The sequence below is a fragment of the Dapis brunnea BLCC-M229 genome, from assembly GCF_050015995.1.
In the GTDB taxonomy this organism is placed as follows: domain Bacteria; phylum Cyanobacteriota; class Cyanobacteriia; order Cyanobacteriales; family Microcoleaceae; genus Trichodesmium.
Genome location: NZ_JBNHEP010000227.1, coordinates 77,585 through 101,348, shown reverse-complemented (window position 1 = coordinate 101,348; position 23,764 = coordinate 77,585). Strand labels below are relative to the sequence as shown.

Here is a 23,764-nt window from a genome sequence, read left to right as displayed (position 1 = left end):
AAAATTCGTAGCTTGTTGATAAATAATTTTGGACTATTTATACTTGGCTCGTTTTTGACTTTTAATTTCTTCTTCTTCGTTATAAATTTATTAAAATTATGTCTTGGGGTAAACTTTTACAGCCAGATTTAGTTCTGGGTGATTCAGTTTTAAGTCTAACATTAGAAATTATTAAAAAAAATCAAATTCAAGGTTTAGTGTTAGATGTGGATGAAACTCTTGTGTCAATTCGTGATAGCGACACTTCTCCTGAATTGAGTTTGTGGGTAGAAGAAATTAAAACTGTAGCAAGTTTATGGTTAGTTAGTAATAATCTCAGTCAATATAGAATAGGTCGAATTGCTGAGGCACTAAGTATACCTTATATTGCTGGTGCTGGTAAACCTTCTCGTCGTAAGTTAAAAAAAGCTGTTGATGCGATGAATTTACCAGTGGAAAAAGTTGCTATGGTAGGGGACCGGTTATTTACTGATGTTTTAGCAGGAAATCGTTTAGGAATGTTTACTATTCTTGTTGAACCTATATCCAATAATGGTTTAGAATTTTCTAATTATAAAGTTCGTTCTTTTGAAGTATGGGTATCTCAAGTATTAGGAGCGTCTTTAAATATGACTAATCATAGCTGAATTTCTGACAAGAAAAAATGATTTTGTAGCTGAAAATTACTTGATTTTATTTAAGAATTCAGTGATCAGCTATCAGTTATCAGTAATTAATAATAGATATCTCCATAAAATAAACTTCCCCTTTAATTTAACATAAGCAAGAGTTGTAAAAGTTACTTAAAAAATGATTTTTTGTACCTTTTTCCTTCTATATCTGTTGCCTAATCTTGCCAAAAGTCTATATCTTTAATTAACGCCTATATCTAATGAATAATTCTGCTAGGATTAAGGGGAGAGCAGTTCGACGGTAATTTTTTATTCTCTCTCAATTTCTCAATTGCTTTTACCGAATAATTAATAATTAATAATTAATTATTAATTATTAAAGAATTCAGGTTTAAAGCCTCCCATTTTAAGGGTTTTAAGGGGAAAAAGCGGTCGAGGTATGGCGAAGTCTCCCGCTGTTGCAGAGCCGCGAACGCTTTTCATGTCGCGCAGCGTTAACGAAGTTTTGCGTTAGCTAAACGCCATATCTAATCGACCAAGAGAAAAGAAAATATTCCTTATATTCAATTCCGTAACGGTTTTAACCCGAGGTAATTATCAATTATCCATTATCCATTAATGAACTCCTGCTCTTATCAATAACTGTTAACGTAGTTCCGACCCAGGAGGCTAGCTAATAGCTAACTGCTGAATACTTACGATATTCATACTGCTAAAGTTATGCTAAAGAATAAGTGATAAATAATTGTTTCTTTGCCTATTCCCTAAGCTGTTGTGCATTTAAACGGTAAGCATTCAGCAGTCAGCCATCAGCCATGAGCTATATTACCTTTAAAGAATGAAAAAACAATTGAGAGATTTCCAAGAATTATGTGAAAATGTAGTAGAAGTTAACAATGAATGCTTGATTCATTTTCATTGCTGAGAGCTGACCGCTAATAGCTGAATGCTTACTTTAAACGACTTATTGTTGTGTGCTTCATTCAAAGGAAAATTCTTATTACTTCTGACTTGCTAATACGCATTTTAAATGCGTATTAACTTATTCCCTATCAATATTTAGTTCTTGACTTCTGCTATTTCTATGACTCGACTATTCCAGTCTTTAACCAATAAATTAAGAGGTTTTTCTGACCTAATTTTGTACTTAAGACCTCGCATTTGTACACGCATCAATATTTGCTCTAAACATTCTTTATCAAAACAAACATGACGTTGGCGGTTTTTGGCACCAAGACTAGCTCCACTGATAATGTGTAGTTGCGTATTTTTCATTAATTGATACCACAAACCATCTGAAGGTAGTGTTCCTTGGTTAGTAGTGCTAGGTCTGGTATAATCATTTGATAGGTAGAGTGGATCTATACCAGTTGCTCCTAATGTTTGTTCATAATTATAGTAGTAATGTAAAGGCACTTCTGCTACTGGTAAATCCAGCATTCCTTCATATAATTGTTGGGCGATCGCCAAGTCGGAAACCATTATCGTATGAACTTTCGGGGCGCTGGTCAGAAACATCCACATAGCTACAGCATAAGCAGCTAATAGCATGACCATTATCCCTTGGGTAGAAAATAGACTATCAAGAGGCAATTCTGATAAAAAAGCACTTAGAGGTAACTGAGGAAGCAAAAAAGCCATAACATTTACTACTGAGATTATCTAAGATTCGGTCTAAATAATTAAATAATTATTATTGAATAAATTTAATTTAATTTCGCTTCAGACTTATAACAATACCATATTAGCAAATTTACTTTTGTTTAGATTGTGATGCTCAATTCAGTTTAGATCGAGAAAGCATAGTTATAATTTTTCCCGATCAGCTTTTGCCTGTTGCCTCCCTGCATAAACCATCAGCTATCCTCCTTGTTCAATATTAACTTGATTTATGGCCAGATACTTATGAGTTACGTTGGTTGAATACCCGCCCTCTCTTGAGTTATGCTTTACCCACATCTGTTAAATTCCTTACAGCATAGGGAAGACTAGGGGGATGGGGAGGATGCTTACAAGGGGATGTTTTTTATAATTATGCCTTTGAGTGTGGTCCGTGTGGGGAGACTCAGAAGTGTGGGGAGAAATTATAGACTATTTTTTGTATAAAAAAGGACACTTTTTTTGAGATTTTATACTTAATAAAAGCGATCGCTTACCGAAAAATTAAGGTTTAAAGCCTCTCCTTTAAAGGAGAAACAAGAAAAATTTTTCCTTTGAGTCAATCCTATCCGTTTTCAAGGAGAGGTAATTATTAATTATTCATTATTAATTATTAATTATTGAACCCTTTGTTAAAAACTTACCTCTGTAAGGGGGAAGGATGGGAAAGTCAAGAAAAATCTGCCATTTCTCATTCCGGACAGAGGTGGCTAAAAGTGAATAGTGAAATTTCGCCATTTCCCAACTCTGACGAGCTACTTAAACCATATCCCCACACGGACCACACGGACCACCCTGCAATACTTATTTGACTTATGGGTAAGGGATAGCTCTCTTGAGCGCGGGAGGGGAGGGATGGAAAAACCAATCAATAATGTTGCGGTTTTCCTAATAGTGTTTTAGTATAAATAAGGCTGCTGGGCTAGCAGTTTAAGTCTGTCAAGCGCGCCTTTAGAGCAGAAAAAGGTTCAGACTTAGAGGAAGATGCTATGAAGCAGAAACCTAAAGTCTCCTTAGGAAGAGCTGTCCTACGGAATGCCACGTAAACCCTTTTCATATTCGGCAGCTAAACGCGAGATTTGGGAATCTCACGTTGTCACTGAAGCGCAACGTCAGGAGGATGTAAAGTTAGAGTATTTGTCTATGGTACTCTCAAACCAGGAGAGGTAAACTACCAATTCTATTGTACTGAATATATTGTGGAGTGCTTTCCAGCAGTTGCCAATGGTCTTTTGTATGAACTACCCATTGGTTATCCAGCTATGACTAATGGTAAAGGTCATGTACATGGATTTGTATTATCATTCCAAAATCCAAAGGTTTTGCTAGAGTTGGATAAATTAGAGGATTATCATCCTGAACGCCTTCCAGAAGAAAACGAGTATCAAAGACAAAAAATTCCTACCTTCGGACTCGATGGACAATATTTATGGACTGTTTGGAGCTATTTAATGTTACCCGAAAAGGTAAAGTTACTTGGTGGTAAATTATTATCTAGTGGATTTTGGACAGGTAATACCAATTCACTTTAGAGATGCCACAAATAAATAGTTTCAAACCCCATAAGTGAAATAATTTCCTGAAATTACTGTGGGGTCAAAGTTTTGAGCCTATAAACCTATAAAATATTAATCCCTGAGTTTTGACTTTTAACTTCCGTGAAACGGTATAAGTAACTCTAGTAAAACAATCATTTGATAATTATTAATTACTATTAATTTAGGCGTTGCTGATTTTAGGTATGTTGCCTCATCTAATTCAGATATTGAAGAGTTCTTAATTAACTACAAATTATATTTAGAAACCACTATTCGTGAGAAAAAAAACTCTTTTCTATCTTCTGACTCCTGACTCCTGACTCCTAACTCCTAACCCCTAACCCCTAACTCCTGAATATCATACATTTATTCAGCAACGCCTTAATTTTCTACAGGTGTAACAGAGGGTTGGGGAATTTGAAATAATGGTTCATTAACAGTTAGCATCAGATTACTGGGGTTAACTATTTCTATAATAGGTTCATTTAAAGCTATCTTTAGAGGTTCACTATCAGATACATCCGCTAACTGAATTACCGGAGAACGAGTAGCAGAAATAATCCCCGATATAACTGCTATACATAGAGCAGCAATGGCACTACCACCCCAAATAAAAGTCCGTTTTGATCTACGATCAATTTTTTCAAATACTTGTTCGACTGTTCTATCTACAGTTTCTACTGTTGGAGTTATTGGCATTCTTTGAAACTCAGAACGTAGTTGTAGTAGTCTCTGATAAAGATGTTTCGCAACTGGATCTTTAGCCAGTAAACCTTCTACTTCGCTACGTTGTGATGGTGTCAATTCACCATCAAGGTATGCACTTACTAATTCAAATCTTTCTTGTTTCATAGTTATTTTTTCACCCTAAAGCTGATTATCAAACTCATCTGAATTAAATTTTTTACTCATACTTAACACTGCTAAAGAATTGAGATTTATTTTTGAATAAATTTATCTAGCAATTAAATTTTTTGATTAAAATTAGGTTGATATTTTGGAAGTATATATGGAAATTTTATTAATTTTTTTAGGTAAATTTTTTAGTGATTTACAAGATAATCCAATAACTTAATTCAGCCTATTGAATCATCAAATATCCAAATATTTTTGGAGCTGTAATTGTAATCTTTGTCTAGCTCTAGCAATTCTTGATTTAACAGTTCCTAGAGAAACCCCAGTAATTTCTGCAATTTCTTCATAAGATAAACCCTCAATTTCTCTCAAGACAATAGTTACTCTGAATACTTCAGGTAATTGGGCTATCGCATCCCTGAGACGGTCATAAAACTCTTGTGTAGTTAATTCTTCTTCTGGTCCAGGAGTATCTGCAGCAATTTCCCAATCAATAATACCATCATCAAAAGCCAAAGGGGCATCTAATGATAGAGGAGGGGTAATTCGTTTTCGTTTTCGCAACTCATCATAAAACAGGTTAGTAGTTATACGACTTAGCCAACTCTTGAACTTGGCTGGTTCTTGTAAGCGTTTAATATTGCGGTAAACACGAATCCAAACTTCTTGAGCCAAATCTGACCGATCTTGCCATTCGGGGGCCAAATGATAGAGAATTTTATCTACATGGAGTTTGTACCGATGTAGAAGTTCGGCAAATATAGTTCGATCTGGGCGACTGCCTTGTTGGCAACGCAATACTAGATCGTAGTTAGAGAGTTTTTCTGGTGACAATTCCACTTGTGAAAAGGTTGTCTCAACCTTAGACCAAGGTACAGATATATATTGACTCATCGGCGGAACTGGCTCAATAGTTTAGCTATTATCTAAATTCTAGAGACGATAAATGTTTCAGAAAGTTTCCAATTGACCTTTGATGGAGAGGAGTGATTGGATGGGAGGTCAGGAAATTGGGAAGTTGTGTCGGTTAAATAACTTTTTTCTCTACTAATAGACACAGGTGTGAAAATCAAAAATAAAATCAATTCTTATCCATAAATTATCAATTATTTCTCCCTGTTAAGTGTTAAGTGTTAAGTGTTCCCTCTTTTCTGGAGATGTCTAATGGTCTGTCAAGATTGATTTGAGGGATAAATCATTCAATTTTCTCCCTTTTCTTCTAAGTAAGGGTCTCAACCCATTATTTGAAAATTGACAGACCACTTCTCTACTCCTCACTCTCGACTTCACAAGCTCCAATACTTACCCAACTACTGGAACCATTGGCCCAATGTTCTTTTTTCCAGATAGGGGCAGTATGTTTCAAAGTATCAATGGCATAACGACAAGCTTCAAAGGCTTCGGAACGGTGTGGACAACCTATGGCCACTAACACACTAATTTCACCAATTTTTAAACGTCCCACCCGATGATGAATTACCACTGTATTAATATCTGGCCATTGACTGCGAATTTCTGCGGCAATTTGTTCAAATACTTTGATAGCCATAGGTTGATAGGCTTGATATTCTAGGGCAATTACAGATTTACCGTCTGTTTGATTACGAACCATTCCGCTCATTACTACGACAGCACCATTGGCAGGATTATCTGCTAAAGCATAGATATCTTCAATAGACAAAGGAGCTATAGTAATAGAAAAGTTATCTTTTTCTTGTTGTGTCTTAGTAGAGAATGGTACTGTTAAGTTAGAGTTCATGGTGTTAGAAATAAATTTTTTCCACTAATATCAAAAATATATTAATTCTAGCAAAATTCTGATTTTCTCAGAGGAAAAATCAGGATTTATGAATATTTATTTCTGATTTTTATCCTGAAATTATTTTTTACTTTGGTCTTTATGTCACAAAGTAGTTGCATTGAGAAAAATATCTATCTCACCCAGTATAACTGATTTAACCTATTTATTTTAAAAATGTGAATGTAGTGGGCATCTTAATACCAATTCCTATGCATTAATACTATACTTATGTAATACTTCAGTTATTAATTAATTAACACAGGTTGAATCACCTTTTTGCTAATTAGCAGCTCAGTTAATGTTAATTATTCATATTTTTACTTCTCGCTCTCGGACGTTGCATGTAACTACCTACTCCCCCTTCTGGGAGGGGTTAGGGGTGGGTCCCAGGCTGAATAAAATGTAGAAAAGTTTTTGAGAAATGGTATTACCTGCTCAAGATAGAAGTCTAACCCATAAATATCTGACAAATTATTTCTGATTGCTAGATATACATAAATTATGATCTACATAAATTATTAATTTATCTTAGCTTTTGACTTTTTAATTACTTCTAAGTGTTGCCTCCTCCTAAAAGATATAGTAAAGCCATTCTGACAGCAATACCACTGGTTACTTGTTGAGAAATTAAACTTAACTGGGGGTCATCCATTAGATCGGAGCTAATTTCTACTCCTCGGTTAACAGGTCCGGGGTGTAATAATTTAACTCCTGGTTGACAAAGTTTGAGACGATCGCGTGTAATGCCGAATAGTTGGTGATATTCTCGTAAACTAGGCAGTAAATGTTGACTCATTCTTTCTTTTTGCAGACGTAAAGTCATCACAAAATCTGCCTTTTCTAATGCAGGTTCAATCTCCCAATGTACAAATAATTTACCAGGTCTATTATTACCGAATTCGGCAAAATATTTAGGTAATAAAGTAGGGGTTCCTGCTAAATGTACTTCAGCACCCGAAGCAGTCAAACTCCAAATATTAGATCGTGCTACTCTAGAGTGCAAAATATCTCCCACAATAGCAATTTTTTTTCCTTCTAAAAGTTCTATTCTAGGTTCAGTTGAATTTAACAACTTACAAATAGTAAATAGGTCAAGTAAAGCTTGAGAAGGATGCTCATGTTGACCATCTCCAGCATTAAGAACTCGAACTTGATAACCGTTTCTATCCATTGCAGAAGCGATCGCTGTTGGAACTCCTGCATCGCGATGTCTAATGACCATCATATTTGTTCCCATTGCTAGATAAGTCATTGCTGTATCAAGAATAGTTTCTCCTTTGCTAAGAGAGGAAGTTCCTGGGGCAAAATTCAGGGTATCCGCAGATAAACGTTTAGCAGCTAATTCAAAACTATTACGGGTGCGTGTTGAGGGTTCAAAGAATAAATTTGCTACTACTTGACCTTGTAATGCAGGTACTTTTTTCATTCGGCGACCCAGAACTTCTTGAAAACTGGCTGCTGTTTGTAGTATGATGTTATACTCTTTGGGTGTAAATTCTGCTAAAGATAGAATATGGCGATGAGTCCAAGATTTTGTAGACATTTTCGATTGAATTTTTGTGAAATGATTATTAGTTAATTAATCAGCTTTTATCAATCTTATAGGGTTTATGTGCATTTCATAAAATTTTGCTACAACTTTTTTTAACAGAGAATTTTCCTCAAAAAATCTGACTAACAAAAATAAAAATTATAGTAATCAGGAATGATTTATGAGATATTTAAGAACAATTAATATCATGTTCGGATAATTACTTAATAATACAGTTTTTGTTTGTAGTTTTGCTCTAGCCCTTACAATACTTAGTATTAGGGATATTGCCAAACTACGAGCTTAATTATAACTGTTTTACTAAACATGATATAAGATAAATCAAAATCCTTTTATATTCCGACTCATGACTCCTAATTACCACTAAAATATTACAACTGAAATATGATTGCTATAGTAGGGATATCCTAATTTTCTTTTATGAATAATTACCCATATCATTTAGGTGGCTGTTTACCCATTAATGCTCAGAGTTATGTGAAACGACAGGCTGACGAAGACATTTATGAAGGTATAAAAGCGGGTGATTTTTGTTATGTATTGAACTCCCGACAAATGGGTAAGTCAAGTTTGCGAGTAAGAACTATTCAAAGACTAAAAGCTGAGGGTATTTTTTGTGCTACTATTGATATGACATAAATTGGTACTTTTGAAATTACTCCTAGTGAATGGTATGCGGGAATAATTGATAGTATTGTTAGCAATTTACAATTAAATTATATCTTTAATATTGATGATTGGTGGGAAACTTATAGTAAGTTATCTCATATCAAAAAATTCAGTAAGTTTATTGGAGATTTTTTGTTAAATAAAGTTGCTGAAAAAATAGTAATCTTTGTTGATGAAGTTGATAGTATATTGAGTTTGCCTTTTAGTGTTGATGATTTTTTTGCTGTTATTAGAGATTTTTATAATAGACGAGCAGAACAACCAAAATATGAACGGATAACTTTTGTAATGATGGGAGTGGCAACCCCTTCAGATTTAATTAGGGATAAACGACGTATTCCTTTTAATATTGATAAAGCAATTGAGTTAACTGGTTTTAAAATAGATGAAGTTCAACCATTAACTTTAGGTTTAATGGGAAAAGTTAATGATTATGAGGTGGTAATGTCTGCGGTTTTAGATTGGACTGGAGGGCAGCCATTTTTAACTCAAAAAGTTTGTCAGTTAATCCTAGAATTGGCTGTCGAGCATTCTCAAAATTATTCTGAAGCTGATTTAGTAGAGAATATAGTTAGAGAAAAAATTATTGAAAATTGGCAATTATATGACGCCAGTATAAATTTGAGAGATGCGGTCGGCTTGACCGTTTCGGCTGTAGACGACATGAAAATGCCTGTGGATGAGTAACTGCCGACGGCCTCAGTGGAAGCAAGAAGTAAACATTAAAATGTCGCGCTTATGACGTTTTATATCAGTTTTATGAAGCAGATGTAAGTTGGAGCAAAGATGGTAAAATATTGGCATCAGCGAGTGCAGATGGCAACGTAATTCTGTGGAATGAAAACGGTAAACTACTCCGAACTTTGCGCGGACATCGTGGTTGGATTGAAAGTGTCAGTTTTAGTCCCGATGGTCAACTATTAGCTTCTGGAGGCACTGAAAAAACTATCAAACTTTGGTATCCAGAAACTGGTGAGTTACTTCAGACACTCGATAATGATGCTTCAGTTAAAAATCTCAATTTCAGTTCCGACGCTCAACTATTAGTTTCTGCAAGTGGTAAAGCGATCGGCTTATCTGTGAAATATAACTTGGCATTAATTTTGCTGAAAAAGTTGTTATTGCGACTAAAGGAAAGTCATCCCGAAAACCCTGATATTGCTTGCTTCCACTCCGTTTCAGTCCCAATAACCTTATATCATGTGCCCCCGGAGGGGGAGCTACGAATTGTGGATAATCAGTTATAAAAAAGTATTAGTTTGTAGTTGGGCTTTAGCCCGCTAAATATCTATCTGGGCTAAAGCCCAACTACTAGCTTAATTATAAGTATGTTGCGCTTTAGCGCTGCTATATTTAGTCAAGTATAAACAAAGACTTTTTTATAACCCACATTCCGTACTTGATATGACAGATGAATCTCCAGACAGTAGTTTCCATATATGTATCATTTTTCTTTGCAGCTTTTCTCAAAGGAATTACAGGACTAGGTTTTTCAACTATATGTTTGCCTACTATGGCAACTTTTCTCGATCCGAAAATAGCTATACCTTTAGTTATTGTACCTTCCCTCTCAAGTAACCTTTTAGTAATGTCACAAGCTGGAAGGTTTAAAGATGCAGTTAGTAATTTTTGGCCTATTTATGTCTCGACTTTCCCAGGGTTACTTCTGGGGGTATATGTTCTTAATTCTATAGAAGGTGCAATTAGTCGAGCTATTCTGGGAGCTATTCTATTTCTCTATGCTTTATGGGCGTTGCGCTCAAAACCTATTATCCTTTCTGAGAAAATGAGAATATGGCTGACTGTTCCTGTAGGATTGATAACAGGGGTAATAAATGGTGTCACGGGTTCTCAGATTATGCCTATTTTGCCATTTTTACTCGCTTTAGACATAAATAAAGAGACTTTTGTACAAGCGATCAATCTTTCTTTTACGCTTTCAAGTATGGTGATGCTGTTTCTATTGGGTAAAATTGGATTGCTTCAGCCATCTCTGTTAGGTATTGCTGTAGTGGGTATTTTGCCTGTTGCTATAGGTATTAATTTTGGTAGTAGGTTGAGAAAAAGGTTGCCAGAGGAGAAATTTCGCAGGGTGGTTTTGTTGTTTTTGTTGTTTGTTGGTATAAGTTTGATTATTCGGTTTCTCTATAATTAGCTATTCAGAATAAGTAGGTAGGTGGGAAAACAACTACGTCATTGCGACTGGAACGGAGTGGAAAGAAGCAATCTCAGGGGTTGTGCGAGATTGCTTCCTATTGTCGCTGCGGACGACTTTCTAACAGAATTCTATATTAATGATGATAGAAAACATATCCTACAATTTCAAACAGTTCTCCCGATTTTTAAAGATTCAGTAAAGTTACGGAAAAAGAGTTGACATTTAGGAAAATTTGATGGTAACTACAAATACTTTAATGTCAAGATTTGGTAATGTTTTGCATGATTCTTGCTTGTTTTATGAAGATTCAGTGAAGTTACGAATAAATCATTTACATTGAGGAAAAATTGATGTAATCAATAGGTACTTTCAGATGAAGATTCAGTAAAGTTTGGCATGATTTTTGCCTGTTTTATGAAGATTCAGTAAAGTTTTGAATAAACACTTGCTTTTTCTAAAATAGTTATGCCAGTATATTTACAAGGTTAAGGATGAAACTTTGATAGTGCTCAATATGTAATGATAGAGGAGTCAAAGTTACTGTGATCCATCTATGCCTACCTATCCAAAGTGTGCATCTCCAAAATCGACTAAAAACTCACTTGGATAATAACAATGAATAATTTTCAATCACACCAAAATACTTTAGCTACTGTTGCTGTAAAAAGCCTCAAATTAACCAAATTCATCGCTTCTAGTACCCTTGCTTTTGGTGCTATGGTAAGTTTTGGAAATGCTCCTGCGCAGGCGTTTCAAATTTTCTTTGGAGAAGACTTGAATAATAGTCCCTTTGTACCTTTGAGTTCCACTCCCAATGCTTCCACTGCTGAATCTGATTTCCTCTCTAATTTAGTTGGAATAGGAACAGAGGATTTTGAAGGATTTGCTGCAAATACAACTGATCCGTTAAATTTAGTTTTCCCTGGTTCAACAGGAAATCTTACGGCTACTCTTTCTGGTGGTAATGGATCGGTAAGCTCTGTTCCTGTTGGCAGCACTAATGGATTTGGTAGATACGCTACTTCTGGTACTAACTTCTGGCAAGTAGCAGCAGGTGGTTCTAATAACTTTCAAGTAGACTTTAGTACAGAAATTGCAGCTTTTGGTTTCTACGGTATTGACATTGGTGATTTTGGCGGTCAGCTTGTTGTAGAACTATCCAACGGAACAACACAACAGTTTACAGTGCCAAATACAGGGGGAAGCTTTGGAAGTACAGATGGTTCAGTTATCTTTTTTGGTCTAGTTGCAGAAGATGCTTCTGAAGTATTTACGTCTTTTGAATTTTTAACAACTACTGGACAGGGAGATGTTTTTGCATTTGATGATTTTACTATTGCAGATATTCAGCAAATTCAATCACCTAGCCCAGTCCCTGCACCCGAACCTGCTTCAATTTTAGGTTTATTAGCTGTTGGTGCTGTTGGTGCTGGTTCCAAGTTAAAGCGCAAGTAGAGTTATCAAGGTTATAAATATTAGGTGAGAGCGGTTGCTTCATAATTAGAGGGCGGGTTTTGAGAACTAGATTGCGCTTACGTCAATGCTGTCGCTTAAACCCGCCCCTACATTTTTTTTGACGTTTAATTAGAACTGCCTACTTAGCAGGAAAATAACCACTAGAACAACTCTCATTTTCAAATTCATAAAAATCATAATTACTCACCAGCTTTTTGCTTGAGCAAATTGATTAAATTATCGGATAACCACAAACCTGCATCAAGCAAAGATTCAATTCTTGGAGATACTAAAGGAATAATTCCTCGTTGTTTAGCTAATATTAGTATTCCACCTGTTCCGATAGTAGCAATACCAAAAGTACGAGCGCAACGACGTGCTGCCCTATCATCAATAATAACTGCAAAATTAGGAGTATTAAGAGCTAGACTTAATACTTCTGATTCTCCCATTCCTAAATCCCAAGCTGCTATTTCTGGAATAATATTTATTTCCTTTGTTGGTAATTGAATAGGAATTGTTGTGTTCATATTTTTAATTAAATTTGAGGAAGTGATAGATTCTATTATATCAAGTCGCACTGCTTTTAACATTACATTTACATCTAGAACAACTCTCATTTATTAAACTTCGGTTCCCGTCTGACTTCTTTTACCATTTCACTAATTTCTTGAAGAGAAGGTTGGTTTGGATCTAGTCCTAATTCTTCAATGCGTCGAAACCAATCATTTAAGTCCAGGGGTGGCTGAACTTTTTCTAATATTATTGAATCTTCTCTAATTGAAACTTTATAACGATCGCCTGGTTTAATTTGGCGTTGAATTTTTGGCGGTAATTCAAGTTTTCCATCTGTTGTAATACTAACAATATTATCGGTATCCATAATTAATTATCCCTATTTTAACATTTCACTTTTATATTATAAATTAACCCAGAAACCGGGTTTGTCTGAAATGCCCCACTGTATAGTATCTACCTCCAACAAACCCGGTTTATTATGATACTTCTGTTGCGAGCGTATTTGATATTACGCCTCATCTTTCGGTGATGATAAAAAAAGAAGATTCTGTATTTCAAGCCTCCTTATTCCACAAGCTACTGATAACTGATAACTGATAACTGAAATTACCCTAAATAACCTCTTGGTGTAATTATCCAATTATTATAAGTTCCTGTAGATTGATTACCAATTAAAATTACAGTCAACATATCAACTGAAACTTCTAATAATTCCCCCAAACTTGTCAAAGTAATTTCTTCATTTTCTCGATAAGCTGCCCGAACAACTGCTACTGGATTTTCCGGTTGACGATACTCTAAAAAAATATTCACAGCCTTAACTAATTGCTCGGTTCTATTCTGAGATTTAGGGTTATAAATTGCTACGACAAAATCTGCCATTGCAGCAGCAATCAAACGTTTTTCTATTACCTCCCAAGGTGTTAATAAATCGCTCAAACTAATAGCACAAAAATCGTGCATCAAAGGCGCACCAACTCTCGATGCAGCGGACTGTAAAGCACTAACTCCTGGAAATATTTCTACTGCCGGAATTTTCCCATCCCAACCTTTTGCTCGAAGCTGTTCTAAAACTAATCCTGCCATGCCATAAATTCCACAGTCTCCAGAAGAAACTACTGCCACAGTTAAACCAAAGTTTGCTAATTCAATTGCTCTTTCTGCTCGTTGTCTTTCTTGAGTAATTGGCATTTTTTCGACTATTTGACCTGGATTTAATAATGGTTGAATCAAGTCAATATAAAGAGAATAACCAATCACAACATCTGCATAACTAACGGCAGTTTTAGCTGCGGATGTCATCTGGTCTAGTTGACCAGGACCGGTGCCAATTAATAATAATTTTCCAGTTCTGCCTGTATATTCTTTTTCAGCTAAAGCAACAGCAATAGTCATTGCTCCTGGTTCACCTTCGAGGCGGAATATTTGTTTACTAACTAATAAATTTGTGGATAATTTTAAGATATTTTCTTCCTGTTGAAGTTGAGGTAAGGAATCATCATTACATCCGGGAAAATCTGTGTCTTGGTCTTGTTTTTCTCCCTGTTGAAGTAAAGAAAACGAATCATCCGTACATCCGTGAGAATCTGTGTCTTGCCATCCGTGAAAATCCTTGTCTTGCTCCTGTTTTGTTCCTAAAATTGCTGCTGCTTCAGCAACACTAGAAGTTCCCACTTCGGCTGCAACAATCTTAGAAGGATTAGGAACTTCAACACAGTTTAATAACTCCCCTGGAAATGTCCGTAAAGGTAAATTTCGTTCCTGACAAAATTCTACTAATCCTATTTCATCAGCTTTAATATTAATAGTGGCAATACCAGCGATCGCTTGTTCTGCTAAATGATGAGCGCGAAACACTTGCTCGATACCACTGGCAATTAATTTTTTGGAAGTTCCTCTTTCGCAACCAACCCCTACCCACAAAACTCGCGGGTGCCACTGCACTTTTGGTAAATCTGAATCTGGCGAAAACTTTCTTTGAGTAAAACTAATCCAAATTCTTGCTTTGGGGGTAGGGGATGGTTCGCCTATTTCTGGAAATTCAAAGTAAAATGGATGTTGATCTGGTAGATGCTTTTGCCACAATGTCGAACCTACTTCCTGAAGCACTTGTACAGTTTCTCCTCTGGCAACGACTCCACTAACTTTATTCCAGTCACCTTCCCCAGGTTGCCAACCATAAGGTTTACCTAAAATATCTATACCAGGTAATTCTAAATTATGAGATGCTCCTGTGATAACTGGGGTAGCATTCAGGAGTGGAGCGAGTATATTGGTTAGTTTATCGGCACCTCCCTGATGTCCGCTACATAAACTAATGGCAAATTTACCTGCTTCATCGACAACAACTACTGCCGGATCGCGATATTTATCTTGCAAAAGTGGAGAAATTAAACGGACTACTGCACCGCTAGCAAGACAAAAAACTATTGCGCAATAGTTTTGCCAAATATTTGGCAGATGATTTTTCAGAGAGTCAGTGTAAACCTGAGTGTTAAGAGAGAGGTTTACTGTTTTTTGACAAGACTCCGGTATCCATAGAGTTGCTCCCAATGTTTGACAAATAGGTTGCAATAATTTTGCTGCTGTAGGAGTTGTGGCGATCGCTGCTATTGGTTGAAATTCTTGGCCAATTAAATTCATGTTTCAGGTATTTTAGGTATTGAGAATGGTATTTATAACTAAAGTTATATCTATAGGAGAAATTGGTCAAGTCGCATAAATTCAACGCAGTTAACCCACCTCCTATAAAAGAAGGTAGGGATGTTGAGAAAACATATTCAAAAGAGCAAAAATTATAGATTAAGAGTTTTAGCTTTTTTTCAACAGAGGTGTTGTCATTTTAGTGTTGGTTGCAACACAAACTGTTTAAAAACATGATGAACTAAAAATACCACTACAAATACACTATACTCTGTTAGCTTCTCTTGCCTTTACGGTTGAGAACGCCAAATGTGCCAAGGGCGAAGAGGCCGATAATTGAGGTAGGTTCAGGAGTTTCTTCTGGGCTGACTGTAGCTACAGCATCAAATTTAGCAATAGTGTGGGAACCGTTGGAAGTGTTAATAGAAAATGTGAAAGTTTCAGTATCTAAAGCACTGAGAGACCACTCCTGATTTAATGGTCGTCCTTCAGGATTAGGATACACAGGGGAGTATGTCCAGCTAAGATTAGAGGTTACTGGAGTAAGTAGAGCAAGTTCATTTTCAAGATCTAATACGGAAATACTACTACTAGGACTAACAAGTAGATTTGCTCGATCCGTTGAATCATTAAAAGGTAAACTTACATCAGGAGCAGTTACAAGCAAATCAATGGCTTCGCTGAATGTAACAGTTACACTACTACCACCACCACCGGAAAAATTACCATCTATAGTTCCGGTGCCTCCACCAATAGATACATCGTATGTTATCCCTGTAGAACCTAAGTTTAATCCGGTGGCAGAACTACTCAAATCTAAACTGATTGCTTGTGCAGCAGAGGCAAAAGATAGAGTAGTAGCGATCGCTGTAGTAGCAGCAGCAGCAGTTGTTAGTAGTTTAGTTGGCAATATATTTTGTTAATTTCCTGTTATTTGTAAAATTATTTAACTTTAAGCTTAGTTACAATTTATTCTATTGTAAAAGGGTCTATCAATGGGGTATCAATAAACCTTACCAAATCTTTAAAAATATGTATTTATACTGTATTTATACTAAGTATAATTATGCAAATTTTATTCATTTTGTATTACTTAATTTCAGTTTCCAGATTTCAAATATTAATGTTAAGCTGTTACACTTTACAACTTTACTATTAGGAAGACAAAAAATAATAGCACTACAAAGCTTGGCTAAATAGTTAAGATTATTTTTCAGAGACTCAGTGTAAACCTAGATGTGAGAAGAAAAGTTTACCATTTTTTGGCAAGACTCTGGTATTTACAAAGTTGTCCCCAATGTTTGAAAAATAGGTTCTAATAATTTTGCTGCTGTAGGAGTTGTGGCGATCGCTGCTATTGGTTGGAATTCTTGGCCAATTAAATTCATTTTTTAGGTGTTTTAGGTATTGGGAATGGTATTTAGAATTCAAATTCTACCTAGAGGAGAAATTGGTCAAGTCGCATTTCAACCGAGTTATTCTTAGTTACCATAATACAAGCTAGAAACTTTGAGAAAACATATTCAAAATATCAAAAATTATAGATTAAGAGTCTTAGCTTCTTTTTAACAGAGGTGTTGTCATTTTAGTGTTGGTTGCAACACAAACTGCCCATAGTATTAGATAAAATCCGCTGTATTAATATTAATATCTTCATAATTATGTCTGATTTTTAGATTACCGAAAAATCAAAGTATAAAGTCTCTCCATTCATGGAAGAAAAGCTATCAAGAGATGGATTAGTTACCTAACTATATCTAATCGACCAAGATAAGAAAAAAATTATTTTAACCCAATCCTTCTATTGCAGAAGATGTAATTATTAATTGTTGACTTACCATCTCGGGTGTTTTAACCAAGCCATAATTTTTTCTGGCCATAATTTCGGACTTTCTTGGGGCAGATATTTTGCATTAAACATGGATAAAATTAGACGATATCCACCTACTTTAGCACTCATTAATAAGTGAGTAGCGATCGCGAATAATATGATTAGCCAACCTATCAGATGTAGGGAGTACCAAAAATGATATATTTCACCATTAGGCAACCAATTTTCATTTTGAAATTTCCCTGAAGCTATTGATAGTATTGCTGAGAATAAAATTGTGGTATTGACTACGCGATGCAGTCTATACCACCAAATATTTTTGCCTACGTTATTTGTCAATTTTTGCCAATCATCTGATTTTACTAAACGGCTTCTGCCGAGTTTAATGCTAACTATAATAAATCCCAAAAATACAAAGAATAAAGCAAAAGCAAAAGTTCCATGGATATCTATTAAACTACGGTTTTTGATAGTCAAACCGACTTTGCCAAATCTACCATCCCAACTATCGTAAACCAAAAACCCTGTAATTACAGAAGCGATTACCAATAAAGCATTAATACTGTGAAATAAACGGAGCAAAAAAGGTTGATAGGGTTGAGTTTTTGGCATAAATTTTTTCTATTCTTTTTATCTTCAATTTTACAGTATGACAGCTTTTTTTTGACATTTTCCCTCATCTTATTGGAAAAAAAATCACCAATTACTAATATAAATTGGTGAATAGATTATCATAATCAGCAAAAAACACATACTTCTATTTTACAGTAGATTTACTGGACTCTCTGATTAGCATTTCTAATTCATAGTATTTTCTGCTAGCCTCTTCACTATTTCTATATGCTTGCAATAGTTTTCTTTCAAATACCAAATATGATTCACGATTTTCGATTCTATCGTAAATTATTTTCGATGCTACTTGCTCATAAATACGCTTAATTTGTTCCCTATCCATATCACACTCCTTTTTTAACTACTTTTATTTTACCTGATTTTATTTTCTATTGGTACTCTTAACTTCATTATAAAAAACTCACTTCTCGACATTATAGAAGCCTTTTATAAACCTGGCAAAATTAATATAGTAATTCCCATGCTGGTGAGGTACAAAATTCTTTGGTTTTAGGGAATAGGGAATAGAATACAACATAAAAATATATGTACCTCATTAGACTGAAAAACGCTATATCATTTCCAGTTAAACAGTTATAAGAGGAGTCAGGAGATAGAAGAAAGGAATGTATCAGGATAAATAAGTATGTATCAGTAATTATCGTGACATGGTATAAAAACTTTTTCTGCTATATCTTCTGGTACGGCTGATTCTTACGTTAGATGCCCAACAATTTTATTTGTTTTGACCCCTCTTTAATATAGAGAAAATAGTCTTAACCTATTTCTGCCTTGAAGTTGGAATAACTTGCTTACTTACCCGACACTTGTTTTGATTTACAACCATTATTTATAATAAATTATTAAATTTTCAATTGATAACTATGACAGTTTGTCTTTTGATATTTTTACTATTCTTCTATATAATATGCGGACTAATAATAAACCATAGAAAAAACAAAGATGAAGAAAATATTCAAGCTAACATCCACAATACTAATTTTAACCGCTGGATTAGGAATTGCTTCCACAGTCAATTCTTCGACTAATTATTTAGTTGCTGATAAATCTCACAGTCACATGAATCATAGTCATAAAAAGATAGAAATTCCCACAGGAAAACCAGTTCCTGAAGTAGATTTATTTGTTTATCAAGATACCATGAAAGGATGGAATTTAGAGTTAAAACTAACTAACTTTAAGTTAGCCCCGGAAACAGTGAACCAAAGTAGTAACCCTAATGAAGGTCATGCTCATTTATATATCAATGACAAAAAAATAACTAGAATTTATGGCAATTGGTATTATCTGGGAAGTTTAGAACCAGGTAGCAATAAAATCACTGTTACTCTGAATACTAATAAACACGAAGATTTAGTTAGTAATAGCAAAATGATTATGGATACAGAAATCATTGAGGTTGTAGCACAAAAATAGAATTATAGCTGAAGTCATTTCAGTTATCAGTTATCAGTACCTCTGACTGAAACATCGGGATTGAAATACTGAATAAGATTTTTTTTCATCCTCTAATAGGGGAGGTTTGAGACCTGCTTTTTTGGTCAAAAGTAAAATTATTGCTGTGACTAAATTAGGAACTATATCATGTCCAGTTGAATAGTTATAATTAGAGCTTCTTAGTAGGGCTTGAGTAATATCTATACTTCGGGCTAAAGCCCTACTACAAACGAAAATTTTTGTATAACTTATTATAATGCTCTGTGGTATAAAGTTTAAGTTTTCCTCAGATGTGGGTATATAGCATTTTAGAAATTTTTTTGCCTACCTACTTATACTTATTTCTGTCTTTGAAAAATCAAAATATACAACCCTTGTCCGTTAGTAGGATTAAAAACAACGTCAGTTTGACTTAATTCCCATCCATCTTTTCCAGCTTCATTTAAAGCTTTTGTATAGTTGTCTCTTTCTTCCTCGCTTTGAGGAAAACCAAATTGATATTCAACTTTATACTCATATTTTATCCCCCTACCCTGACTTAACTTTTCTGAATTTATAAATTCAATTTTTGACTCTGTTTTTCCTTGAGGTTTAGGGATAGAAGTTGCTAAAGTTTGATTGGGTGAAAAAATTAATGCTACTGCTAGGAAAATAATCGCAACATTCAAAACAATTAAGTTAATAACTATAAGTTTATTTAGATTCCACTCTCTCATACATATAGCCTCTATATACTTGGAAAAAATTTTATAATTTTACTCACTTTTGTAGGTTGGGTTGAGGTATGAAACCCAACATATAATTAGATAGGCATAATTCAGCAAGTACACAAAATTAATTACATTTTTGTAGGTTGGGTTGAGGTATGAAACCCAACATATAATTAGATAGGTATAATTCAGCAAGTACACAAAATTAATTACATTTTTGTAGGTTGGATTGAGGTACAAAACCCAACATCTAATTAGGTAGACGTAATATCAAATCCCGATAATTAGTTATTGTAAGTCATTGCGAGTGGAACGGAGTGGAAGGAAGCAATCTCTCGCAACCCCTGAGATTCCTTCCTGTCATCGCAATGACGACTTTTCATTCGGATTATGTATAATTCAGCAGGTACACAAAATTAATTACATTCTACCGAGTCCCTCTTGCTTTTCTTAAGTATTAAACCCAAATTTTTCTTTAACCCATAATGCTCCTAAAAAATTCTATCGTATCTTTCAAAGCAACAATAAAAGCATCAATATCATCACGAGTATTATAGAAATATAAACTTGCCCTTGCTGTGGATGAAATCTTTAAATATTGATGCAAAGGTTGAGCACAATGATGACCGGAACGAATCGCTACCCCTGCTTCATCTAACATTGTTGATAAATCATTCGGATGAATATTTTCTACCGTAAAAGATGCTAATCCTGCTCTAACTTCACCATGAATATTTGGTTGAGGTCCGTAAATATTAACTTGAGGAATTTGATCTAATTTCTCAAATAAATAAGTAGTTAATTCTGCTTCATAGTTATGGATTTTTTCCATACCTATATTTGTCAAATAATCTACTGCTGCACCAAGAGCGATCGCTTCCCCTATCGCTGGTGTTCCTGCTTCAAATTTATGAGGTAATTCTGCATAAGTGGAATGGTCAATAAATACCTCGGAAATCATTTCACCACCTCCTAAAAATGGTGGCATTTCCTCTAGTAATTCCAATTTTCCATAGAGAAAACCTATGCCAGTTGGACCGCACATTTTATGACCGGAACCTACTAACCAATCACAATCTATTTCTTGCACATCTACTACACAATGAGGTACACTTTGGCAAGCATCTATTAATACTTTAGCTCCATTTTGATGAGCGATTGAGCAAATTTCTTTGACTGGGTTAATACAACCTAAAACGTTAGAAATATGGGCAACTGCTACTAATTTTGTTTTGTCTGAAACCAGAGTTTTATATTGTTCAAAATTAAATTCTCCCGTTTCAGTCAATTCGACAAATTTTAAAACTGCTCCAGTTTTTTGGGCAATCATTTGCCAAGGAACAAAATTACTATGATGTTCCATGACTGAGACAATTATTTCGTCTCCTAATTTGAGGTTATTTAAACCCCAAGAATAAGCAACTAAATTAATAGCTTCACTAGCATTGCGAGTATAAATAATTTCATTCCGAGATGCCGCATTTACAAAAGCAGCTACTTTATCTCTTGCTCCTTCATAAGCATCTGTTGCTTTTGTGCTTAAGGTATGAATACCACGATGCACATTGGAATTATATTTGAGGTAATATTCTTGCCAAGCATTGATAACTGCTAGGGGTTTTTGGGAAGTCGCAGCATTATCTAAATAAACCAGTGGTTTACCATTTATTTCCTGATTTAAAATCGGAAAATCTTCTCGTACTTTATCTGCTAAAGTTCTTTCTTGAATAATAGTCATCTTTTCAGTTATGAGTTATTAGTTATTAGTACCTCCAATAATAGGGAGGTGAAGCAAATCAGAATTTTCTTTTTTATCCCCTTGAAAGGGGAAGTTTGAGAGCTGATTTTTTGGTCATTTTTGCAAGTTTTTCTTTTTCTATTACCAGGGAAAGAAATTGTAAGAGGCAGAATTCTCAAATTAGATATTTTGTCTAGTTGAAAAATCAAAGGTCTACTACTAGATTTTAACTAGAAATACTCCTGTGAATTTTCCCAGATGGTAAAAGACAAAAAGGCAGAATTCTCAAATTTAGATATTTTGTCTAGTTGAAAAATCAAAGGTCTACTTTCCTGATATTTCTCATCTACTAGATTTTGACTAGAAATACTCCTGTGAATTTTCCCAGATGGTAAAAGACAAAAAGGCAGAATTCTCAAATTTAGATATTTTGTCTAGTTGAAAAATCAAAGGTCTACTTTCCTGATATTTCTCATCTACTAGATTTTGACTAGAAATACTCCTGTGAATTTTCCCAGATTATCTTTTTCCATGACATAAGTCTAAATCAACTTTTTAATTCATCTTCTTCCTTCTTCCTTCCTCCTTCTTTTAAACTTTACAAGCGACACATTGTTTTAAAATGTGTTCTAAAGAAGGTAAGGGCAACTTGTTAATAATTTCTGCGGCAAAAGCATCAATTAATAAGTTGCGACTTGCTTCTTGACTCAAACCTCGACTCTGTAAATAAAATACCTCATCATCATCTAACTGACTAACAGTTGCTCCATGAGAACATTGAACATTATCAGCAATAATTTCTAACTGAGGTTTTGTATCAACTCTTCCACCAGAAGAAAGTAATAAATTACGATTTAACTGAGCAGCATTTGTCAACTGAGCAGTTTGAGAAACATAGACTTTGCCATTAAATACAGAATGCGCTTTATTGTCAACAATGCATTTATAAAGTTGGTCAGTCACACCATTGGGATGATTCAAAATAATGCTGCTGTGAGTATCCGCTTCTTGCTCGTTGCCAATAAATGCCAAACCATAAAGATTAGTTTCCGTTCCCTCACCCATTTGAGCAACTTCTAAATTATGACGAGATAACCTTCCTCCTAGATGAATAGCATTACAGGTATAACGACTATTTTTAGCTTGAGCGATCGCTGTTTTGCCAATATGAAATGCTGCTCCTGCATCTCGTTGCACCCTGGTATGATTAATTTCTGCATTTTCCTCTACCCATATTTCTGTAACAGTATTTGTCAGATAGGGATGAGAAATTGGTGCTTCTGGACAAATTACTTCTGCTGTCACGCAATGCTCAACTATTTTCGCACTACTATTACTTTCCGCTACTACCAAACAACGACGCTGAGTCAATATGGGAACTTCCGTCTGAGTAGCAATAAATAATAGATGTATTGGTTTTTCTACCACCTGATTTTTTGGCAACCATACTACTGCTGCATCAGTTAAACCAGCAGTATTTAAGGATGTAAATACTTCTTTGCTCCCCTGTTGTTGCCCCAAATAATCTCCGATGCGGTCTTGATATTCGCTCGGTAACTGCCCCAAGTTACCCACAAATACCCTATTTTCTATATCTGTCACCGATGATAACTTAGGTGCAAATACCCCATTGACAAATACCAACCGACTATTTGCTACTTCCGGTAAAATAAATGGAGCGATATTCAAAGCATCCAAGTTTACTGGAGCAGGTGCTTGGAAACCTAACTTCATCATTGCAGATAAGTCAGTAAACTTCCATTCTTCATCTCGCTTAGTCGGAAAAGCTAACTCACGCACCCAGGTTGCTGCGCGATCGCGTACTTGTTGTAACCAAGCTGCCATTTTTGGATCTAGAGGAAATTCCCGCGGTACAGTTGAAGAAACTCTTTTACAAGATTCTTCGAGTAATTTTTCTAAATAAGATACCTCTGGTTTTACGGACACTTGCATAA

The 23,764-nt window shown here is 35.0% G+C and carries 22 protein-coding genes and 2 pseudogenes; 10 read left to right on the top strand and 14 right to left on the bottom strand.

From position 1 onward, the window contains the following. Positions 1-98 precede the first annotated feature (98 nt). On the top strand, positions 99-626 hold the full coding sequence (locus ACP6PM_RS26395) for a YqeG family HAD IIIA-type phosphatase (RefSeq protein WP_426589870.1): 528 nt from the start codon (positions 99-101) through the stop codon (positions 624-626). 1,044 nt (positions 627-1,670) lie between these two features. Here the strand turns inward: ACP6PM_RS26395 and ACP6PM_RS26390 are convergent. Continuing rightward, entirely contained in the window at positions 1,671-2,252 is a 582-nt protein-coding gene (locus ACP6PM_RS26390; RefSeq protein ID WP_426589869.1) for a glyoxalase-like domain protein, read from the bottom strand. A 1,053-nt stretch (positions 2,253-3,305) separates the two neighbouring features. Between ACP6PM_RS26390 and ACP6PM_RS26385 the strand changes: the two genes are divergently transcribed. Both ACP6PM_RS26385 and ACP6PM_RS26380 read left to right on the top strand, forming a co-directional pair. Beyond that, positions 3,306-3,440, top strand: a complete 135-nt coding sequence (locus tag ACP6PM_RS26385) for a hypothetical protein (protein ID WP_426589868.1) — start codon at positions 3,306-3,308, stop codon at positions 3,438-3,440. 23 nt (positions 3,441-3,463) lie between these two features. Then, positions 3,464-3,802, top strand: a pseudogene (locus ACP6PM_RS26380) (gamma-glutamylcyclotransferase family protein); the annotation flags it as partial. 387 nt (positions 3,803-4,189) lie between these two features. On the opposite strand, the gene ACP6PM_RS26375 reads toward ACP6PM_RS26380, so the two are convergent. The 4 genes from ACP6PM_RS26375 to ACP6PM_RS26360 all read right to left on the bottom strand — a co-directional run bounded on the left by ACP6PM_RS26375 (position 4,190) and on the right by ACP6PM_RS26360 (position 8,007). Then, positions 4,190-4,660 carry an anti-sigma factor family protein gene (locus tag ACP6PM_RS26375; RefSeq protein WP_426589867.1) on the bottom strand — a complete coding sequence of 157 codons (471 nt, stop codon included), beginning with the start codon at positions 4,658-4,660 and terminating at the stop codon, positions 4,190-4,192. 240 nt (positions 4,661-4,900) lie between these two features. Continuing rightward, entirely contained in the window at positions 4,901-5,557 is a 657-nt protein-coding gene (locus tag ACP6PM_RS26370; protein WP_426589866.1) for a sigma-70 family RNA polymerase sigma factor, read from the bottom strand. 373 nt (positions 5,558-5,930) lie between these two features. Continuing rightward, the gene (locus ACP6PM_RS26365; protein WP_426589865.1) at positions 5,931-6,422 is read right to left on the bottom strand and encodes a molybdenum cofactor biosynthesis protein MoaE; all 492 of its coding nucleotides are present in this window, start codon (positions 6,420-6,422) and stop codon (positions 5,931-5,933) included. A 595-nt stretch (positions 6,423-7,017) separates the two neighbouring features. Then, entirely contained in the window at positions 7,018-8,007 is a 990-nt protein-coding gene (locus tag ACP6PM_RS26360) for an aspartate carbamoyltransferase catalytic subunit (protein ID WP_426589864.1), read from the bottom strand. Between the two features lie 429 nt (positions 8,008-8,436). Here ACP6PM_RS26360 and ACP6PM_RS26355 point away from each other — a divergent pair, with 429 nt between their 5' ends. The 6 genes and pseudogenes from ACP6PM_RS26355 (at position 8,437) to ACP6PM_RS26330 (ending at position 12,298) form a co-directional block, all read left to right on the top strand. Next, a complete protein-coding gene (locus tag ACP6PM_RS26355; RefSeq protein ID WP_426589863.1) occupies positions 8,437-8,655 on the top strand; it encodes a hypothetical protein in 219 nt (72 codons plus the stop codon). Next, a complete protein-coding gene (locus tag ACP6PM_RS26350) occupies positions 8,656-9,372 on the top strand; it encodes an AAA-like domain-containing protein (RefSeq protein WP_426589890.1) in 717 nt (238 codons plus the stop codon). It begins immediately after the preceding gene. A gap of 89 nt (positions 9,373-9,461) precedes the next feature. Then, a pseudogene (locus ACP6PM_RS26345) lies at positions 9,462-9,515 on the top strand (hypothetical protein); the annotation flags it as partial. Continuing rightward, positions 9,513-9,932, top strand: a complete 420-nt coding sequence (locus tag ACP6PM_RS26340; RefSeq protein ID WP_426589889.1) for a WD40 repeat domain-containing protein — start codon at positions 9,513-9,515, stop codon at positions 9,930-9,932. The pseudogene ACP6PM_RS26345 and the gene ACP6PM_RS26340, both read left to right, overlap by 3 nt. Positions 9,933-10,096: 164 nt before the next feature. Further along, positions 10,097-10,840, top strand: coding sequence for a sulfite exporter TauE/SafE family protein (locus ACP6PM_RS26335; protein WP_426589862.1), 744 nt, complete (start codon positions 10,097-10,099; stop codon positions 10,838-10,840). A gap of 618 nt (positions 10,841-11,458) precedes the next feature. Next, positions 11,459-12,298 (top strand): PEP-CTERM sorting domain-containing protein, encoded by an 840-nt coding sequence (locus tag ACP6PM_RS26330; protein WP_426589861.1) that lies wholly within the window; start codon positions 11,459-11,461, stop codon positions 12,296-12,298. Positions 12,299-12,498: 200 nt separating this feature from the next. Here the strand turns inward: ACP6PM_RS26330 and ACP6PM_RS26325 are convergent, their stop codons facing one another. From ACP6PM_RS26325 to ACP6PM_RS26300, 6 genes are all read right to left on the bottom strand, one after another. Then, entirely contained in the window at positions 12,499-12,918 is a 420-nt protein-coding gene (locus ACP6PM_RS26325; protein ID WP_426589860.1) for a PIN domain-containing protein, read from the bottom strand. Beyond that, positions 12,915-13,181: a hypothetical protein gene (locus tag ACP6PM_RS26320; RefSeq protein ID WP_426589859.1), complete on the bottom strand. Its 267-nt coding sequence runs from the start codon at positions 13,179-13,181 to the stop codon at positions 12,915-12,917. Before ACP6PM_RS26320 ends, ACP6PM_RS26325 begins: the two co-directional genes overlap by 4 nt. 242 nt (positions 13,182-13,423) lie before the next feature. Beyond that, positions 13,424-15,460 carry a precorrin-3B C(17)-methyltransferase gene (gene cobJ / locus ACP6PM_RS26315; RefSeq protein ID WP_426589858.1) on the bottom strand — a complete coding sequence of 679 codons (2,037 nt, stop codon included), beginning with the start codon at positions 15,458-15,460 and terminating at the stop codon, positions 13,424-13,426. A 274-nt stretch (positions 15,461-15,734) separates the two neighbouring features. Next, positions 15,735-16,370 (bottom strand): PEP-CTERM sorting domain-containing protein, encoded by a 636-nt coding sequence (locus ACP6PM_RS26310; RefSeq protein WP_426589857.1) that lies wholly within the window; start codon positions 16,368-16,370, stop codon positions 15,735-15,737. 924 nt (positions 16,371-17,294) lie between these two features. Next, positions 17,295-17,903: a cytochrome b/b6 domain-containing protein gene (locus ACP6PM_RS26305; RefSeq protein WP_426589856.1), complete on the bottom strand. Its 609-nt coding sequence runs from the start codon at positions 17,901-17,903 to the stop codon at positions 17,295-17,297. Positions 17,904-18,048: 145 nt separating this feature from the next. Beyond that, positions 18,049-18,246 (bottom strand): hypothetical protein, encoded by a 198-nt coding sequence (locus tag ACP6PM_RS26300; RefSeq protein WP_426589855.1) that lies wholly within the window; start codon positions 18,244-18,246, stop codon positions 18,049-18,051. Between the two features lie 620 nt (positions 18,247-18,866). Between ACP6PM_RS26300 and ACP6PM_RS26295 the strand changes: the two genes are divergently transcribed. Then, on the top strand, positions 18,867-19,340 hold the full coding sequence (locus ACP6PM_RS26295; protein WP_426589854.1) for a hypothetical protein: 474 nt from the start codon (positions 18,867-18,869) through the stop codon (positions 19,338-19,340). Positions 19,341-19,699: 359 nt separating this feature from the next. Here ACP6PM_RS26295 and ACP6PM_RS26290 read toward each other — a convergent pair whose 3' ends face one another. The 3 genes from ACP6PM_RS26290 to sufD form a co-directional block, all read right to left on the bottom strand. After that, the gene (locus ACP6PM_RS26290; protein ID WP_426589853.1) at positions 19,700-20,077 is read right to left on the bottom strand and encodes a DUF4177 domain-containing protein; all 378 of its coding nucleotides are present in this window, start codon (positions 20,075-20,077) and stop codon (positions 19,700-19,702) included. 469 nt (positions 20,078-20,546) lie between these two features. Then, positions 20,547-21,809 (bottom strand): SufS family cysteine desulfurase, encoded by a 1,263-nt coding sequence (locus tag ACP6PM_RS26285; protein ID WP_426589852.1) that lies wholly within the window; start codon positions 21,807-21,809, stop codon positions 20,547-20,549. A gap of 591 nt (positions 21,810-22,400) precedes the next feature. Continuing rightward, positions 22,401-23,762: a Fe-S cluster assembly protein SufD gene (sufD, locus tag ACP6PM_RS26280; RefSeq protein ID WP_426589851.1), complete on the bottom strand. Its 1,362-nt coding sequence runs from the start codon at positions 23,760-23,762 to the stop codon at positions 22,401-22,403. Between the last annotated feature and the right edge of the window lie 2 nt (positions 23,763-23,764).